The sequence below is a fragment of the Cellulomonas massiliensis JC225 genome, assembly GCF_000312005.1.
Classification (GTDB): domain Bacteria; phylum Actinomycetota; class Actinomycetes; order Actinomycetales; family Cellulomonadaceae; genus Cellulomonas; species Cellulomonas massiliensis.
In genome coordinates, this window is record NZ_HE978588.1 from 2,348,774 (window position 1) to 2,365,156 (window position 16,383).

19 protein-coding genes are annotated in these 16,383 nt (G+C 75.9%); 10 read left to right on the forward strand and 9 right to left on the reverse strand.

Features of this window, described 5'->3' with window-relative positions; all coding sequences use genetic code 11:
- Positions 1-373, forward strand: a 373-nt coding sequence (locus HGCM_RS11165) for a hypothetical protein (protein ID WP_218917046.1), incomplete at its 5' end; no start/stop codon positions are given.
- A 10-nt stretch (positions 374-383) separates the two neighbouring features.
- Here the strand turns inward: HGCM_RS11165 and HGCM_RS11170 are convergent.
- From HGCM_RS11170 to lpdA, 3 genes are all read right to left on the reverse strand, one after another.
- Positions 384-1,271 carry a TIGR01777 family oxidoreductase gene (locus tag HGCM_RS11170; RefSeq protein WP_019136920.1) on the reverse strand — a complete coding sequence of 296 codons (888 nt, stop codon included), beginning with the start codon at positions 1,269-1,271 and terminating at the stop codon, positions 384-386.
- A 150-nt stretch (positions 1,272-1,421) separates the two neighbouring features.
- Positions 1,422-3,302: a 2-oxoglutarate dehydrogenase, E2 component, dihydrolipoamide succinyltransferase gene (sucB, locus tag HGCM_RS11175; protein WP_019136921.1), complete on the reverse strand. Its 1,881-nt coding sequence runs from the start codon at positions 3,300-3,302 to the stop codon at positions 1,422-1,424.
- A gap of 29 nt (positions 3,303-3,331) precedes the next feature.
- Complete coding sequence (gene lpdA / locus HGCM_RS11180; RefSeq protein ID WP_019136922.1) at positions 3,332-4,717, reverse strand: dihydrolipoyl dehydrogenase; 1,386 nt, start codon at positions 4,715-4,717, stop codon at positions 3,332-3,334.
- 183 nt (positions 4,718-4,900) lie between these two features.
- Here lpdA and HGCM_RS11185 point away from each other — a divergent pair, with 183 nt between their 5' ends.
- Entirely contained in the window at positions 4,901-5,257 is a 357-nt protein-coding gene (locus HGCM_RS11185) for a hypothetical protein (protein ID WP_019136923.1), read from the forward strand.
- Between the two features lie 24 nt (positions 5,258-5,281).
- Here the strand turns inward: HGCM_RS11185 and HGCM_RS11190 are convergent, their stop codons facing one another.
- A complete protein-coding gene (locus tag HGCM_RS11190; protein ID WP_019136924.1) occupies positions 5,282-6,760 on the reverse strand; it encodes a leucyl aminopeptidase in 1,479 nt (492 codons plus the stop codon).
- A gap of 120 nt (positions 6,761-6,880) precedes the next feature.
- On the opposite strand from HGCM_RS11190, the gene HGCM_RS11195 reads away from it, so the two are divergent.
- The 4 genes from HGCM_RS11195 to HGCM_RS11210 are packed head-to-tail and all read left to right on the forward strand — an operon-like array spanning position 6,881 to position 9,015.
- Positions 6,881-7,240: a hypothetical protein gene (locus HGCM_RS11195; RefSeq protein ID WP_019136925.1), complete on the forward strand. Its 360-nt coding sequence runs from the start codon at positions 6,881-6,883 to the stop codon at positions 7,238-7,240.
- Complete coding sequence (locus HGCM_RS11200; RefSeq protein WP_019136926.1) at positions 7,237-7,692, forward strand: hypothetical protein; 456 nt, start codon at positions 7,237-7,239, stop codon at positions 7,690-7,692. The genes HGCM_RS11195 and HGCM_RS11200 overlap by 4 nt, the downstream gene beginning before the upstream one ends.
- Before the next feature lie 4 nt (positions 7,693-7,696).
- Positions 7,697-8,794, forward strand: coding sequence for a quinone-dependent dihydroorotate dehydrogenase (locus HGCM_RS18085; RefSeq protein ID WP_019136927.1), 1,098 nt, complete (start codon positions 7,697-7,699; stop codon positions 8,792-8,794).
- Positions 8,794-9,015 carry a hypothetical protein gene (locus HGCM_RS11210; RefSeq protein WP_019136928.1) on the forward strand — a complete coding sequence of 74 codons (222 nt, stop codon included), beginning with the start codon at positions 8,794-8,796 and terminating at the stop codon, positions 9,013-9,015. Before HGCM_RS18085 ends, HGCM_RS11210 begins: the two co-directional genes overlap by 1 nt.
- 31 nt (positions 9,016-9,046) lie before the next feature.
- Here HGCM_RS11210 and yczR read toward each other — a convergent pair whose 3' ends face one another.
- Positions 9,047-10,537, reverse strand: coding sequence for a MocR-like transcription factor YczR (gene yczR, locus HGCM_RS11215; RefSeq protein ID WP_019136929.1), 1,491 nt, complete (start codon positions 10,535-10,537; stop codon positions 9,047-9,049).
- Positions 10,538-10,598: 61 nt separating this feature from the next.
- Here yczR and HGCM_RS20125 point away from each other — a divergent pair, with 61 nt between their 5' ends.
- Positions 10,599-10,757 (forward strand): hypothetical protein, encoded by a 159-nt coding sequence (locus HGCM_RS20125; protein WP_019136930.1) that lies wholly within the window; start codon positions 10,599-10,601, stop codon positions 10,755-10,757.
- A complete protein-coding gene (yczE, locus tag HGCM_RS11225) occupies positions 10,754-11,434 on the forward strand; it encodes a membrane protein YczE (protein WP_019136931.1) in 681 nt (226 codons plus the stop codon). The genes HGCM_RS20125 and yczE overlap by 4 nt, the downstream gene beginning before the upstream one ends.
- Here yczE and HGCM_RS11230 read toward each other — a convergent pair.
- Positions 11,409-12,038: a DUF3043 domain-containing protein gene (locus HGCM_RS11230; protein ID WP_019136932.1), complete on the reverse strand. Its 630-nt coding sequence runs from the start codon at positions 12,036-12,038 to the stop codon at positions 11,409-11,411. The two genes, yczE and HGCM_RS11230, sit on opposite strands and share 26 nt — an antisense overlap.
- A gap of 32 nt (positions 12,039-12,070) precedes the next feature.
- Here HGCM_RS11230 and HGCM_RS11235 point away from each other — a divergent pair, with 32 nt between their 5' ends.
- Positions 12,071-13,468 (forward strand): dipeptidase, encoded by a 1,398-nt coding sequence (locus HGCM_RS11235; RefSeq protein ID WP_019136933.1) that lies wholly within the window; start codon positions 12,071-12,073, stop codon positions 13,466-13,468.
- Between the two features lie 9 nt (positions 13,469-13,477).
- On the opposite strand, the gene HGCM_RS11240 is transcribed toward HGCM_RS11235, so the two are convergent.
- The 3 genes from HGCM_RS11240 to nadA are packed head-to-tail and all read right to left on the reverse strand — an operon-like array spanning position 13,478 to position 15,887.
- On the reverse strand, positions 13,478-14,005 hold the full coding sequence (locus HGCM_RS11240) for an acyl-CoA thioesterase (RefSeq protein ID WP_019136934.1): 528 nt from the start codon (positions 14,003-14,005) through the stop codon (positions 13,478-13,480).
- A gap of 56 nt (positions 14,006-14,061) precedes the next feature.
- Complete coding sequence (locus tag HGCM_RS11245) at positions 14,062-14,661, reverse strand: DJ-1/PfpI family protein (protein WP_019136935.1); 600 nt, start codon at positions 14,659-14,661, stop codon at positions 14,062-14,064.
- 35 nt (positions 14,662-14,696) lie between these two features.
- Positions 14,697-15,887, reverse strand: a complete 1,191-nt coding sequence (gene nadA, locus HGCM_RS11250) for a quinolinate synthase NadA (RefSeq protein WP_019136936.1) — start codon at positions 15,885-15,887, stop codon at positions 14,697-14,699.
- A gap of 82 nt (positions 15,888-15,969) precedes the next feature.
- Between nadA and HGCM_RS20465 the strand changes: the two genes are divergently transcribed.
- A partial coding sequence (locus HGCM_RS20465; protein WP_040399777.1) for a glycerate kinase occupies positions 15,970-16,383 on the forward strand: 414 nt, incomplete at its 3' end.

Below are 16,383 nucleotides of genomic sequence, written 5' to 3' on the forward strand. Positions count from 1 at the left end.
CCGCCGCCGGATGGCCGCCCTCGCCGACGCGTCCGCCGCCGCCCTGCGCGACAGCGAGGTCGCCGGAGGCCCGGCGCACCGCGACGACACGGCGCTCGTCGGCAGGCTCGCGGGCGAGCGCCGCTCCGGACTGGCCGCGGTCGTGCACGAGGCCCGCACGCTCGAGACCTCCGGACGTACCGCGCTCGTCGCGGTGGCGTCGTCCACCACGGCGCACCGGCGGCTCGCGGCGGACGGGTCGCAGGAGGCGGTGCCCGCCTCGGGCGCGCGCCACGTCGTCCTCGAGCTGCGCTGGACCGACGGGCGGGGCTGGCGGGTGTGGGCCGTCCGCCCGGGGGAGCCGGCCGCCGGGTCGGACGCCGACGGCGCCTGACCGTCGCCCGTCAGCCCTGGGCGACCCAGTGCGCCGCGCGGTCGAGGTCGGGGTGCTCGGGCACGAAGCCGGAGCGCTCGAGTGCCGCCGGCACGGCACGGACCGAGCCGAGCACCTCCGAGGAGAAGTCCCGCAGGGCCAGCCGCAGCGCGAACGCGGGGACCGGGACGACGGCCGGGCGGTGGAAGGCGTGCGCCAGCGCCGCCACGACGTCACGGTTGCGGTCCGCGCGCGCCACCAGGTTGGCCGGGCCGTCGACGTCGGCGGTCAGCAGGTGCTCGATCGCGCGCACCTCGTCGACGAGCGTGATCCACGGCCAGAACTGCTCGCCGGAGCCGAGCCGCCCGCCCAGGCCGGCGCGCAGGACCGGCAGCAGCGGCTGCAGCGCGCCGCCGCCGCGGCCGAGCACCACCCCGGTGCGCAGCAGCACCACCCGGGCGCCCGCGGCCTGCGCGGGACGGACGGCCGCCTCCCACTGCCGGACGACGTCGGCGAAGAAGGTGGTGCCCAGCGGCTCCTGCTCGTCGAGGGGCGTGTCGCCGCGGTCGCCGTACGCGCCGATGCCGGACGCCTGCAGCAGCACCGGCAGGTCCGTGCGGCGGGCCGCGATGGTCCGCGCCAGCAGCCCGGCGGTCCGCACCCGCGACGCGACCACCGCGCGCTTGCGAGCGGCCGTCAGGGGGCGGGACGCGGCGTTCACGCCCGCCAGGTCGACCACGGCGTCGACCCCGTCGAGCGCGCCGGGGTCGAGGGCGCCGGCGTCGGGGTCCCAGCTGATCTCGTCGCGGTCGGCTGCCGGCCGGCGCACCAGCGTGCGGACCTCGTGCCCGCCGGCGCGCAGCCGGGGGAGCAGGGCGGAGCCGATGAAGCCGTGGGAGCCCGCGACGACGATGCGCATCCGGCCACCCTAGGAGCGCGACGGCAGCCCCGCCTGCGGTCGCCGGGCGGCGCTCCAGCGCGACCGCGCGGCGTCGCCGGGGACGACGACGCCCCGGGTGCTCGGGGCACCCGGGGCGTCGTGGGGGTCAGGCCGCGCCCGACGGGTCCGTCAGAGGCCGACCTCGGCCTCGAACGCGCCCTCCTCGAGCCGGGCCTTGACCGCGGACAGGTAGCGCGACGCGTCGGCGCCGTCGACCAGCCGGTGGTCGTAGGAGAGGCAGAGGTAGCACAGGGAGCGGATGGCGATGACGTCCTCGCCGTCCGGGCCCTTCACGACGGCCGGACGCTTGACGATGGCGCCGGTGCCGAGGATCGCCGACGTGCCGACCGGGACGATCGGGGTGTCGATGATCGCGCCGCCCGAGCCGGTGTTCGTCACGGTGAACGTGGCGCCGGACAGCTCGTCGGGCGTGACCTTGTTGGCGCGCGTGCGCGTCGCGAGGTCGTTGATCTTCCGTGCGATGCCGCCGAGGTTGAGGTCGCCGGCCTCGCGGATGACGGGCACGACGAGGCCGCGCTCGGTGTCCACCGCGATGCCGACGTTCTCCTGGCCGTGGTAGGTGATCGTGTTGCCCTCGAGCACGCCGTTCACCTTCGGGAAGGCCTTGAGCGCCTCGACCGCGGCCTGGACGAAGAACGGCAGGAACGTGAGGTTGACGCCCTCACGAGCCCGGAAGTCCTCCTTCGCGCGGGCGCGCAGCTTCGCGATCTTGGTGACGTCGACCTCGACCACCGTGGTGAGCTGCGCCTGCGTCTGCAGGGCCTCCACCATGCGCTGGGCGATGATCTGGCGCAGGCGGCTCGCCTTCTCGGTCGTGCCCCGCAGCGGGGAGACCGACGGGACGGACGCCACGGGCGCGGCGGCAGGCGCCGCAGCAGCCGGCGCCGCGGCGGGCGCGGCGGCCTTCTCGGCCGCCGCCTTCGCCTCGGCCTCGGCACGGGCCGCGGCCTCGAGCACGTCCTCCTTGCGGATGCGGCCCCCCACGCCCGTCCCCGTGAGGGAGGCGACGTCGACGCCCTTCTCGGCCGCGAGCTTGCGGACGAGCGGCGTCAGGTACGAGCCGCTGACGGACGCGGCGGGCGCCTGCTGGGTGGTCGGCTGCTGGGAGGCAGCCTCCTCGGCGGCGGGAGCGGGAGCCGGCTGCGCCGTCTCGGCCTCGGGCGCGGGCGACTCGTAGCCGCCGCCCTGGGGAGCGGCCGCCTGGGGGGCGGGCTCCTGAGCGGCGGGCGCCTGCGCAGGGGCGGGCTCCTGCTCGGCCGGGGCCTGCGGGGCCGGGGCGGCCTGGGCCGCCGGTGCCGCGCCGGAGCCGACGACGGCCAGGACGGCGCCGACCTCGACGGTCTCGTCCTCCTGGACCCGGATCTCGAGCAGCGTGCCCGCGACGGGCGACGGGATCTCGGTGTCGACCTTGTCGGTGGAGATCTCGAGCAGCGGCTCGTCCACCTCGACGGTGTCGCCCACCGACTTCAGCCAGCGGGTGACGGTGCCCTCGGTGACGGACTCGCCCAGCGCGGGGAGGGTGACCTCCTCGCCCTCGGCGGCACCGGAGCCGGCGGCGGGCGCGGCGGGCGCCTCGGGTGCGGCCGCCTCCTCGTGCTGCTCGGGCGCCTGCTGCTGCGGGGCGGCCTCGGCGGCGGACTCCTCCGGCTGGGCCTGCTGCTCCTGCGCGCCGGACTCGCCCGGCGCCTCGTCGGCGGGAGCCTGCTCGGCGGGGGCGGCCTGCTGCTCGCCGCCCTCCGCGCCCGCGCCCTCGCCGGAGCCGATGACGGCCAGCGTGGCGCCGACCTCGACGGTCTCGTCCTCCTGGACGAGGATCTGCTCGAGCACCCCGGCGATCGGGGACGGGATCTCGGTGTCGACCTTGTCGGTCGAGATCTCGAGCAGGGGCTCGTCGACCTCGACGCGGTCGCCCACGTTCTTCAGCCAGCGCGTGACCGTGCCCTCGGTGACGGACTCACCCAGGGCGGGAAGCTGCACGTTCTCGGACATGACGGCTCGGTTCTCCTTCGATCGTGGCGTCAGTTGTGGGCGTGCAGCGGCTTGCCGGCCAGGGCCAGGTGGGCCTCGCCGAGCGCCTCGTTCTGCGTGGGGTGGGCGTGCACCAGGGCGGCCACGTCCTCGGGGTAGGCCTCCCAGTTGACGATGAGCTGGCCCTCGCCGATGAGCTCGCCGACGCGGGCGCCGATCATGTGCACCCCGACCACCGGGCCGTCCTTCTGGCGCACGAGCTTGATGAAGCCCTGCGTGCCGAGGATCTTGCTCTTGCCGTTGCCCGCGAGGTTGTACTCCAGCGTCTCGACGGAGTCGGCGCCGTAGACCTCCTTCGCGCGGGCCTCGGTGACGCCGACCGACGCGACCTCCGGCTCGGAGTACGTCACGCGCGGGATGCCCGACTCGACGATCGGCTGCGGGTTCAGGCCCGCGATCTGCTCGGCGACGTAGATGCCCTGGGCGAAGCCGCGGTGGGCGAGCTGCAGGCCGGGGACGATGTCGCCGACCGCCCAGATGTTCGCGACGCCCGTGTGCAGGCGCTCGTCGGTGAGGACGAACCCGCGGTCGAGGCGGATGCCCTGCTCCTCGTAGCCCAGGCCGGACGTGCGCGGGCCGCGGCCGACGGCCACGAGCAGCAGGTCGGCGTCGAAGGTCTTGCCGTCCTCGAGGGAGACGTGCACGCCGTTGTCGTCCTGGGTGACGCCGGAGAAGCGGACGCCGAGGTTGAACGAGATGCCGCGCTTGCGGAAGGCCCGCTCGAACGCCTTGGAGATCGCCTCGTCCTCGTTGGGGACCAGGTGGGGGAGCGCCTCGATGATCGTGACGTCCGCCCCGAACGACTTCCACACGCTCGCGAACTCGGAGCCGATCACGCCGCCGCCGAGGATGATCGCGGAGCTCGGCACCCAGTCGAGGGTCAGCGCCTGGTCGGAGGTGATGACCCGGCCGCCGATCTCGAGGCCGGGCAGCGAGCGCGCGTACGAGCCGGTGCCGAGCACGATGTGCTCGCCCGTGTACTCGGTGCCGTCGACGGTGACGGTGTTCGGGCCGGTGAGCGTGCCGTAGCCCTCGATGACGGTGATCTTGCGGGACTTGATGAGCCCCTGCAGGCCCTTGTACAGGCCGCCGATCACGGTGTCCTTGTACTGGTTGACCTCGCCCATGTCGATGCGCTCGAGCGTGGAGTGCACGCCGAAGTGGGCACCCTCGCGAGCGTTGTCGGCCAGCTCGGCCGCGTGCAGGAGGGCCTTGGTCGGGATGCAGCCCTGGTGGAGGCAGGTGCCGCCGACCTTGTCGGCCTCGACGAGGGCGACGTTCTTGCCCAGCTGCGCGGCGCGGAGGGCGGCGGCGTAGCCGCCACTGCCCGCTCCCAGGACGACGATGTCGAAAGCGGTGCCGGTCGTGTCGGCCACGTGCAGACTCCTCAGGCGTCGATGAGTGAAGCTCGCCGACCATCTTGTCATCCCCGCGCGGTGCGAACGACCTGCGCGGCGGCGCGTGCGGCGTGATCTCCGAGACAGTCATCCCATGAATGCCCGGCCCGCACCCCAGCGGATTCCCAGGGAACGTCCGGGTGGCGCGGCTACCCTGCCCGCATGGGCCTGTTCTCGCGACGCCGCCGGCCGTCCGCCACCGACGCCCCGAGCGACAAGGAGGCGCGGGCGGCGACGACCGCGCACCTGCGCGACTTCGTCGCGACGCGCGTCGGGGTCGAGGCCTACGTCGAGCCCCCGACGAACGTCACGCCGACGACCGTCCTCCTGGTGTCGACGGAGGGCGAGTGGACCCGGCGGCGCGTGCCCGACGCCCGCGCGGCGCACGAGCTGGGGGTCTCGATGGGCATCCCGGTGTACGACGTGCAGCGCACCGGGTACCCGCAGCGCTACCGCGACTGGAACGCGCGCCAGCGCATCCTCGCCCGGCGGGCCGCCCGCGAGCGCGACGCGCTCTGACGGGCGGCCGCCGGTACGGGCCGCTCAGCGCCCGGCGCGGGCCTCGAGCAGCGCGAGGAGCGTCCGGACGCCCACGCCCGTCCCGCCGACCGGGGTGTACCCGAAGCCGCCCTTGGCGTTGAACGCCGGGCCGGCGATGTCGAGGTGGGCCCACGGCGTCGAGCCGACGAACTCCTGGAGGAAGATGCCGGCGGTCAGCATGCCGCCGAGCCGGTCGGCGACGTTGGCGATGTCCGCGACCTTCGACTTCAGGCCCGCGCGCAGCTCGGCGGGAAGCGGCATCGGCCAGAACTGCTCGCCGCTCGCCGTCGCGGCGGCCACGACCTCGTCGCGGACGTCGTCGGTGCCCATCACCGCGGAGACGCGCGGGCCGAGGGCGATGAGCTGTGCGCCGGTGAGCGTCGCGATGTCGATGACGGCGTCCGGCTTCTCGTCCACGGCGGCGACGAGCCCGTCGGCCATGACGAGCCGGCCCTCGGCGTCGGTGTTGAGCACCTCGACCGTCTTGCCGCCCCGGATGGTGATGACGTCGGACGGGCGCTGCGCCGTGCCCGACGGCAGGTTCTCGGCGAGGCACAGCCAGCCGGTGACGGCGACCGGCAGCCCGAGCCGCGCGGCGGCGACCACGGTGTGCAGGACGGCCGCGGCGCCCGCCATGTCGGACTTCATCTCGTCCATGTTCGCGGCCGGCTTGATCGAGATGCCGCCCGAGTCGAACGTGATGCCCTTGCCGACCAGCGCGACGCGGGAGACCGGCTTCGCGGGGGAGTACGCCACCTTGACGAGGCGCGGGCCGTGCACGGAGCCCTGGCCGACGCCGACGAGGCCGCCGTACCCGCCGGCCGCCAGCGCCTTCTCGTCGAGCACCGAGACCTTGAGCGAGCGCACGCCCGCCGCCTTGACGGTCGAGGCGGCCAGGTCGGCGAACACGGCGGGGTAGAGGTCGTTGGGCGCGGCGTTGACCAGGTCGCGCGTGCCGTGCACCGCGTCGGCCAGCACCTGGGCGCGCTCGAGCGCGGCGCGGGCGGCCTTGTCCTTGGCGAGGCGTGAGACGACCTGCACCTCCGCGACGGGGGCCGTGGCCGCCGCCTCCGAGGTGCGGTAGCGCGTGTAGGAGTACGCGCCGAGGAGCGCGCCCTCGGCGACCGCGGCGACCGACGCGAGGTCGCCGGCCGGCAGCGCGAGCGCGACGGACCGGGTGCCGCCGAGCTCGCGCGTCGCGGCGCCCGCCGCGCGGCGCAGCGTCTCGGGCGTGACGTCGCCCGCACCGACGCCGGCCAGGACCAGCGCCGGGGCGGCGATGCCCGCACCCGGCACCCGTCGGACCTCGTCGGTCGCGCCGGTGATCCCGAGCACCGCGGCGTCGCGCTGCAGGCCGGTGCGCAGCTCCTTCGGCAGCCAGTCGGCCTCGAGGAGGACGGGCGCGCCGTCCTTCTGGGCGACGGCCACGACGACGGCGTCGACGGGCAGGCGGGCGGGGTCCTGGGAGGTCAGAGAGATCACGACGACGATGCTAGCCGCGCTCCGCACGGCGGCCGCGGCGGCGGGTCCCGGGTGCGGTCGGGAGCGCCTCGCACCGGAGCCGGCGCGGCCTGCGGGCGCCGGGGCCTTATCGTGTGCGCCGTGGTCATGCCGCTCGCCCTCCTCGTCGTCGCGCTGTGCGCGGTGCTGGGCGGCTGGGCGGCGTGGTTCGTCGTCCGCGACCGCGCGGTCGTGCTGCGCCAGCTCTGGGGCGCCGCGGTCGTCGAGGGCGTGCTCGTCGTGCAGGCCGTCGTCGCCGGCTGGCTGGCCGTGAGCGACGCGCCGCCCGTGGACGGCGTGCTGCTGTGGGGGTACGTCGCGACGCAGGCGGTGATCCTGCCCGTGGCGGCGGCGTGGGCGTTCGCGGAGCGGACCCGGTGGAGCTCGGTCGTGCTCCTCGTCGCGGCGCTGACCGTGGCGTTCCTCGAGTACAGGTTGCTGCAGATCTGGGGTGCGGTGTGACGCAGGACGACGGCGGCGCGGTCCGCCCGACCGTGACCAGGGGCACCCGCCCGACCGGCGCCGGCGCGGGCCGCGTGCTGGTGGCGGTGTACGGCGTGCTGGCGCTGGCCGCGACCGTGCGCGCCGGCTACCAGATCGTCCGTCACTTCGACGAGGCGCCCGTCGCCTACACGCTCTCGCTCGTCGCCGGGCTCGTGTACGTGCTCGCGACGGTCGCCCTGGCCCGCGACTGGCGACGGGTGGCCTGGGTCGCCGTCACGGTCGAGCTCGTCGGGGTCCTGACGGTCGGCACGCTCTCGCTGGCCGACGCGGCGGCCTTCCCCGACGCGACGGTGTGGTCGGGCTACGGCCAGGGCTACGGCTACGTGCCGCTCGTGCTGCCGTTCGTCGGCCTGTGGTGGCTGTGGCGCACGGGCAGGCCGTCGCCCGCCGCGGCCGACGACCTAGGGTGAGCGCGTGTACCGGCTGCTGTTCGACCTCGTGCTGCGTCGCCTCGACCCGGAGCGCGCCCACCACCTGGCCTTCGGCCTGATCCGGGGCGTCGCGGCGACACCGGTCCTGCGTGACGTCGTCGGCGCGGCCTTCGGCGTCCGGCGCGGCGGCGAGGCGGTCGTCTGGGGGCGGCGCTTTCCGTCCCGGTTCGGCGTGGCGGCCGGTTTCGACAAGGACGCCCGCGGGGTCGCGGGCCTGGCGATGCTCGGCTTCGGCTTCGTCGAGGTCGGCACCGTGACGGCCGAGGCGCAGCCGGGCAACGAGGCGCCCCGCCTGTGGCGGCTGCTGGAGGAGCGCGGGCTGCGCAACCGCATGGGCTTCAACAACGAGGGCTCGCAGGCCGTGGCGGCGCGGCTGCGACGGCTGCGCTCGACGCCCCGCGGCCGGCGGCTCGTCGTCGGCGTCAACCTCGGCAAGACGAAGGTGACGCCCGCCGAGCAGGCGCCGCAGGACTACGCGACGAGCGCCGGCCGGCTCGCGCCGTACGCCGACTACCTCGTCGTCAACGTCTCCTCGCCGAACACGCCCGGCCTGCGCGACCTGCAGTCCGTCGACGCCCTGCGGCCGATCCTGGAGGCGACGCGCGTCGCGGCCGACGAGGCGACGACCCGGGCGGGACGGCCGGTCGTGCCGCTGCTCGTCAAGATCGCCCCGGACCTGTCGGACGACGACGTCGACGCGGTCGCGGAGCTGGCGGCCGAGCTCGGCCTGGACGGCGTGGTGGCCGTCAACACCACCGTCGCCCACGACCTCGGCCCCGGCGGCGTGTCCGGCCCGCGGCTGCTCCCGCGCGGTCTGGACGTCGTCGCCCGGCTGCGGTCCCGGCTCGGCCCGGAGGCCGTGATCATCGGGGTCGGCGGCATCAGCGACCCGGCGGACGCGCGGGAGTACCTGGCCGTCGGCGCGACGCTGGTCCAGGGGTACACGGGCTTCATCTACCGCGGGCCCCGGTACGCGACCCGGATCTCCGGGGCGCTGGCGGCCGACGCGCGGACCCGCGCCGGGCAGCCGCCCCACGGCAGCCGCGACGGTGCGCACGACGCGAGGCAGGAGCGACGCTGATGGTGGTCCGTCCGCAGTGGGAGTGGCAGTTCGACGGGGCGGACGGCCTCGTCCTCGACCGTCCGGTGAGCCCGGTCTTCACGACGCAGTTCGACGCCGAGTCGTGGCTCGGCGAGCACTGGCGATCGCTCGCGGCCGCGGGGGTCGAGGCCGCGCGGCTCGTGAACGAGGGGCGCCAGGCCACCGCGACCGTGCCGCTGCCGTCCGCCGCCGGGCGGTGAGGCGCGCGGGCCCGGCCCGTCGGCGCACCCGCTAGACGACGGCGCGCAACGAGGTCGTCGCCGGCAGCGACCCGCCGCCCTCCAGGTTCTCCCAGGCGGCGGCGAGGCCGTCGACCGCGCGGTGCAGCGCGGTCTCGTTCTCGCTGAAGGGCACGCGCAGGTGCTGCTCGAAGCTGCCGTCCGCCCCGAACGCCGTGCCCGGCGCCACTCGGACCCCGTGGCGCAGGCTCACGGCGGCGAGCGCCGTCGACGAGGGGGAGCCGAGGTCGGCCCAGACGGAGAGCCCGCCGGCGGGCACCGGTACCCGCCAGTCGGGGAGCCGCCGGCGCAGCAGGCCGACCAGCAGGTCCCGCCGCTCGCGCAGCACCGCCCGCCGCCGCTCGAGCAGGTCCTCGCCGTTCGTGAGCAGCTCCGCCACGACGAGCTGCTCGAGCACCGCGCTGGCGATGTCGACGTGGGCGCGCGTCGCGGCCAGCCGCGCGACGAGGTCGGGGTGGGCGCGCACCCAGCCGACGCGCAGCCCGCCCCAGAAGGACTTCGAGGCCGACCCGACGGACACGACGAGGCCGGCGGCCCCGCCGTCGCCCGCCCACGGCTCCGGCGCCGGGCCGTCCAGGGTGAGGTCCGTCAGCACCTCGTCGCCGACCACGGCCGTGCGGTGGCGGCGCGCGAGCGAGCGGACCCGGTCACGCTGCTCCGCCGTGAGGCTCGTGCCCGTGGGGTTCCGGTTGTCGGGGATGAGGTAGACGAGCCGGGGCGCGCTCTGCCGGACGGTCGACTCCAGCAGGTCGACGTCGAGCCCGTCGTACCCGGCCGGGACCGGGACCGGCCGGGCTCCGGCGGCCCGCGCGACGTCGATCGCGTGCGGGTACGTCGGGTGCTCGACGACGACGCGGTCGCCGGCCCCGGCGTGCGCCGCCACCAGCAGGTGGATCGCCTCCTGCGCGCCGGACGTGACGAGCACCTGGTCCGGCGTCGTGGGGACGCCGCGCCCGGTGTACCGGCGCGCCACCGCCTCCCGCAGCACCGGCAGGCCGAGCGGCGAGTAGCCCGTGCCGGCCAGGTGGCGGGGGAGCGCGTCGAGCGCCGCCAGGTAGGCGGCGTGCAGCGTGCTCGGCGCCGACGGCGCGGCGACCGTCAGGTCGACGACGTCGTCCGACGGCGCGCCGAACGCCACGGACGCCCGTGCGCCGGGACGCGACGGCAGGGTCGTGACGGTGCCCGACCCGCGCCGGCTCAGCAGGTAGCCCTCGTCGCGCAGGAGGTCGTACGTCGCGCTCGTCGTGGTGCGGGAGACGCCGAGGGCCTGCGCGAGCTCCCGCTCGCCGGGCACCCGCGTGGTGAGCGGGACCGTCCCCGAGAGCACCGCCGAGCGCAGCGCGTCGGCCAGGGCGACGTACGCGGGCGCCCCGGAGCGCTGCCAGGTGCCCAGCACCGCGGCGAGCCGGCCGCCGGCCATGCGGCGCTCGGGCGCGAGCTCGGGGACGAGGCGGGGGTCGGGGGACGCGTCGACGGAAGGCACAGGGCCACTCTGTCAGGAGTGGCTATGGATGCCAAGGCCACTCGCGGGTCACAGTAGGGCCATGGGCCTGCTGCTGACGATCGGGGCGCTGCTCGCGCTCGTGGAGCTCGTGGCCCTCGTCCGCGAGGTGCGCCGCGACGGGCTGGGCTCCCGCCCCGCTCCCGCCTCCCACCTCACCTGGTCCGCGGGGACCACGCTCGACGCCGGCGCCCCCCGATGACGGGGCGCCGGGGGCCCGCCGCGCTCGTCCCCGCCCCGGCCGCCCGCCGGCTCACCCAGCTGTTCACCGGTCTCGTGCTGTACGCGGTCAGCATCGCGCTCCTCGTCCACCCCGGCCTCGGGACGATGCCGTGGGACGTCCTCTCGCAGGGGGTGGCGCGGCGCACGGGCCTGTCGCTCGGCACCGTCATCGTGCTGACGAGCGTGCTCGTGCTCCTGTGCTGGATCCCGCTGCGGCAGCGCCCCGGGCTGGGCACCGTCGCCAACGTCGTCGTCATCGGCGCTCTCGTCGACCCCGCGCTCGCCCTCATGGACGCGTGGCTGCCGGACCCCGGGATGCCGGTGAGGATCGCGCTCGCCGCGGCCGGCATCGTGACGAACGCGCTCGCCACCGGCCTGTACGTGGGTGCCGGCCTCGGCCCGGGCCCGCGCGACGGGCTCATGACCGGGCTGGTGCGCCGGACCGGTCGGCCGGTCGCGCTCGTCCGGACGTCGATCGAGGTGGTCGTCGTCCTGACGGGCGTGGCGCTCGGCGGCACGTTCGGCCCGGCGACGATCGCCTACGCGCTGCTCGTCGGCCCGCTGGTGGGCGTCGTGCTCCCGCGCACGACGATCGCTGCCCCGGCGCCGGAGCCGGCCCGGGAGCCCGCCGTCACTCGGGCTTCTGACCCCGCTTGACCTGGGGCTTCGGCAGCCGCGAGGGCCGGATCTGGAAGGCGCGGAGCACCGCGTACATCCACGTGCCGCGGATCACCCGCTCGGCTCCGAACCGCGCGGCCAGGCGGCGCTTGAGGAGCTGCCACAGGACGAAGCCGTCGACGATCGCCGCGATGACGTAGACGTACAGGACGAGCAGCGCGATCGCGGCCAGCCCCGGGGCGGCGGACGCCAGCACCAGCTGTGCGACGAGGAAGAACGCCGCGACGGGCAGGAAGAACTCACCGAGGTTCCAGCGGGCGTCGACGTAGTCACGCACGTACTTGCGCACCGGGCCCTTGTCGCGCGGCGGGAGGTAGCGCTCCTCGCCCGTCTGCATCGCGCGGTACTCGCGCTCGCGCTGCTCGCGCTGGGCGTCCCGCATGGCCTTGCGCGCGGCCTTGTCGCCGGTGCCGAAGGTCCGGCGGTCCGTCGGCACGAGGGGGCGCTTGTTGGCGGCCTCGGCGTCCTTGCGGCGCGGCGTCGGCCGTCCCTTGCCGCCCGGGCCGGCGTCGGAGGCCTCGGGTGCGGGGGTCGCCGGCGCGTCCGGGACGCCCTTGCCGCTGGTCTTGTCGCGCGAGAACACGCGCCCAGCGTAGTCGAGTAGCGTGGCCGGTCGTGACGACGCCTGACGCCCCGACCCCCGTCCACGACGTCCCGGAGCAGCGCGTCGCGCAGCTGCGCGAGCGCGCCGCGGCCCTGTTCCCCGGCCTGCGCGCGGACCTCGAGGCGCTCGTGCGGATCCCGAGCGTCTCGAACGCCGAGTTCGACCAGGCGCACGTCGACGCGAGCGCGGCGGCGGTGGCGGCCCTGCTGGAGGCCGCCGGCCTGCCCGCCGAGGTCCTCACGGTGACGGCGCCCGACGGGGCCGTCTCCCGGCCCGCCGTCATCGCCCGCCGCCCGGCGCCGGCGGGAGCGCCGACGGTGCTGCTGTACGCGCACCACGACGTCCAGCCGCCCGGCGACGACGCCGACTGGGTGACCCCGCCGTTCGAGCCGACGGAGCGCGACGGCCGGCTGTACGGCCGCGGCGCCGCGGACGACAAGGCCGGGGTGGTGGCGCACCTCGGGGCGCTGCGCGTCCTGGGCGACGAGCTCGGGGTGGGCGTCACGGTGTTCGTCGAGGGCGAGGAGGAGATCGGCTCGCCGACCTTCACGGCGTTCCTGCACGCGCACCGCGACGAGCTCGCGGCGGACGTCATCGTCGTGGCGGACTCGTCGAACTGGGCGATCGGGACGCCTGGGCTGACCACCTCGCTGCGCGGCCTCGTGGACTGCGAGGTCGAGGTGGCGGTGCTCGACCACGCGATCCACTCCGGCATGTACGGCGGCCCGGTGCTCGACGCGCCGACGCTGCTCGCGCGCCTCGTCGCGACCCTGCACGACGAGAACGGCGACGTCGCGGTCGCTGGCCTGGGCGCCGCGCCCGACCCCGCGGTCGAGTACGACGAGGCGACGTTCCGCGCGGACGCCGGGGTGCTCGACGGTGTGCGGCTCGCGGGCACGGGCCCGATCACCGCGCGGCTGTGGACGCGCCCCGCGATCGGCGTGATCGGCTTCGACGCGCCTCGCGTCGCGAGCGCCTCGAACACGATCACGCCGCGGGCCACCGCGAAGCTCTCGCTGCGCATCCCGCCCGGTCAGGACCCGGCGGCCGCGATGGACGCGCTGCGCGCCCACCTGCTCGCGCACGCGCCGTTCGGGGCGCGGGTCGAGGTGCGCGACGGCGAGGCCGGGCAGCCGTTCCAGGCGCCCCAGGACTCGGACGGGATGCGGGCCGCGCGGTGGGCGTTCGCGCAGGCGTGGGGGAGCGCTCCGGTCGACATCGGCATCGGCGGGTCGATCCCGTTCATCGCGGAGCTGCTGGAGCTCTACCCGGACGCGTCGATCCTCGTCACCGGCGTCGAGGACCCGGACGGGCGGGCGCACGGGGCGAACGAGTCCGTCCACCTCGGCGAGCTGCGCAACGTCGTGCTGGCGGAGGCGCTGCTCCTGGAGCGGCTGGCGCGCCGCTGAGGGGCGGGGTCAGCGCGCCGCGACGTCCACCGCGCGCGCCCACGTCGCGACGTCGTCCGGCAGCTCGGGGCTCGGCGTCTGCTCGCCCGCGATGAGCCGGGCCACCTCGGGGGCGGGCACGCGGGCGCCGTCGCGGGACAGGAACCGGCCGGCGACCACGCCGCGCGCGATGTGGTCCGCGCCGCGGACGAACTCCTGCTCCAGGTAGACGACCCGCTCGTCCCAGCCGAGCACGCGGGTGCGGATCTCGAAGCGCTGGAAGGGCAGGAGCGAACGGCGGTACTTGATGGTCTGCGCGGCGACGACGGGGTACCAGCCCCGCTCCGCGAGCAGCCCGAACGCCCCGAGGTCGGCGAGCAGGTTGCTGCGGGCGATGTCCATGCACTGCAGGTAGACGCCGTTGTTCATGTGGCGGTACAGGTCCAGGTCGAACGGCTGCACCCGCATCCGCGTGACGGACGTGTCGGCCATCGTGGCCCCCGGTACCGCCCGTCGGGGGCGCAGCGTGGCCTTCGTCAGCTGGATCGTCCTCATCACGCCGCGATGCTAACCACCGGGGCGCGCGGTCCGGGCGCGAGGCACCCGGGACGCGGCTAGACGGGCGGGTCGGGGTCGTACTGGATACCGCGCCGTACCTGGCGGGCGGTGTCCACGGACTCGAGCCGGGCGACGAGGTGCAGCGCCATGTCGATCCCCGCGGAGACGCCGGCCGACGTGACCACGTCCCCGTCGTCGACGAAGCGCGCGTCCGCGTCGACGAGGACCGACGGGTCCGCGGCGGTCAGCTCGTCGAGGCTGCCCCAGTGCGTCGTCGCCGGGCGGCCCGCCAGCAGGCCCGCGGCCGCGTACACCAGCGCGCCCGTGCACACGCTGGTCATCAGAGGGGTGCGCGCGCGCAGCCCGCGCACCCACGCCAGGTGGTCCTCGTCGCGCATCAGCGGCCGCGTGCCGCGGCCACCCGGGTAGACCAGCACGTGGAGCGGGCCCACCTCGTCGGCGCTCGTGTCCGGGACCAGGCACAGGCCCTTCGCGCACCGGACGCCGCCCCCGTCGGCGGAGAAGGTCAGCACCTCGGGCCGCAGGTCGCTGTGGGCCGCCCAGTACGCCAGCACCTCCCACGGCCCGACGACGTCGAGCTCCTCGGCGCCGTCGAACACGAAGACCCCGACGCGGATCGCACCCTGCGTGGTCATGGCTCGCCTCCTCGGACGGTCCGGCTCGTCCGCGCTCAGTAGCCGGGCAGCGCCAGCATCTGGTCCAGCGCGACGCGCGCCCAGTGGGCGTCGTCGGGGTCGACGACGATGCGGTTCACGGGACGCCCGGCGACGAGCGACTCGAGCGCCCAGACGAGGTGCGGGAGGTCGATCCGGTTCATCGTCGAGCAGAAGCACACCGTCGAGTCGAGGTAGTGCACGGTCAGCTCGGGGTGGGCGGCCGCGAGGCGGCGGACGAGGTTGAGCTCCGTGCCGATCGCCCACGAGGAGCCGGGCTCCGCGGCGTCGAGCGCCTTGATGATGTACTCCGTCGAGCCGACCATGTCGGCGGCCGTGACGACCTCGTGGCGGCACTCGGGGTGGACGAGCACGGTGACGCCGGGGTCCGCCGCGCGGACGTCCGCGACGTTGCGCGCCGAGAAGCGGCCGTGCACCGAGCAGTGGCCGCGCCACAGGATCATCCGGGCGTCCCGCAGCTGCTGCGCGGTGAGCCCGCCGCCGGGCTTGCGCGGGTCGAAGACGACGCAGTCGTCGAGGGTGAGCCCGAGCTGCAGCACGGCGGTGTTGCGCCCGAGGTGCTGGTCGGGCATGAAGAGCACCTTGCCGTCGCCCTCCAGGCCGCCCACCTGGTCGAAGGCCCACCGCAGCGCCACGTGCGCGTTCGACGACGTGCAGACGGTGCCGCCGTGGCGGCCCGTGAACGCCTTGATCGCGGCGGTCGAGTTCATGTACGTGACCGGGACGGTCCGCGGCGCGACGCCGGCCTCGACGAGCACGTCCCACGCGTCCTCGACCTGGTCGATGGCGGCCATGTCGGCCATGGAGCACCCGGCCGCCAGGTCGGGGAGGACGACCTGCTGCGCGTCGGAGGTGAGGATGTCGGCCGACTCCGCCATGAAGTGCACGCCGCAGAAGACGACGAACTCGGCCTCGGGCCGGGCGGCCGCCTCGCGCGCGAGCTTGAACGAGTCACCCGTGACGTCGGCGAACTGGATGACCTCGTCGCGCTGGTAGTGGTGCCCGAGGACGAACGCGCGGTCGCCCAGCGCGGCGCGGGCCGCACGCGCGCGCTCGACGAGGTCCGGGTCGCTCGGCGCCGGCAGGTCGCCCGCGCACTCGACGCCGCGCTCGGACGCCAGGTCGGCACCGCGACCGAGCAGCAGCAGGGCCGAGGGGAGGGGCTCGGTGAACGTCGGGGTCGTCACGCGCAGAATCCTCGCACAGCGCGTGCGGCGGGCGGGGGGACCGTCGGGCGGCGGCACGGCCGGGGTGCCGACCCGTGCGAGCATGCCGCTCGTGCACGTCCTCGTCGCCCCCGGCACCCTCGGACCGCTCCCGCCCGCGCAGGCCGCGTCGGTGGTCGCCGACGCGTGGCGCGCGGCCGCGGCGCACGACGACGTCGTCGGCGCGCCGCTCTCCGACGGCGGCCCCGGATTCGTCGACGCGCTGCGGGCGTCGCTCGGCGGCGAGCTCCTCGCCGTGACGACCACGACGCCGTCCGGCGCCCCCGCGCCCGCGACCGTGCTCCTGGCGGACGACGGGCGGACCGCGTACGTCGAGGCCGCCCAGGCGGTCGGGCGCGCGCTGCTCCCGGCCGGCCACGACGTGGGGCGCGGGACCTCCGCCGGCGTCGGCACGCTCGTCCGGGCCGCGGTGGACGCCGGCGCGGGGCGGGTCGTCGTCGGCCTCGGTGGTGCGGCG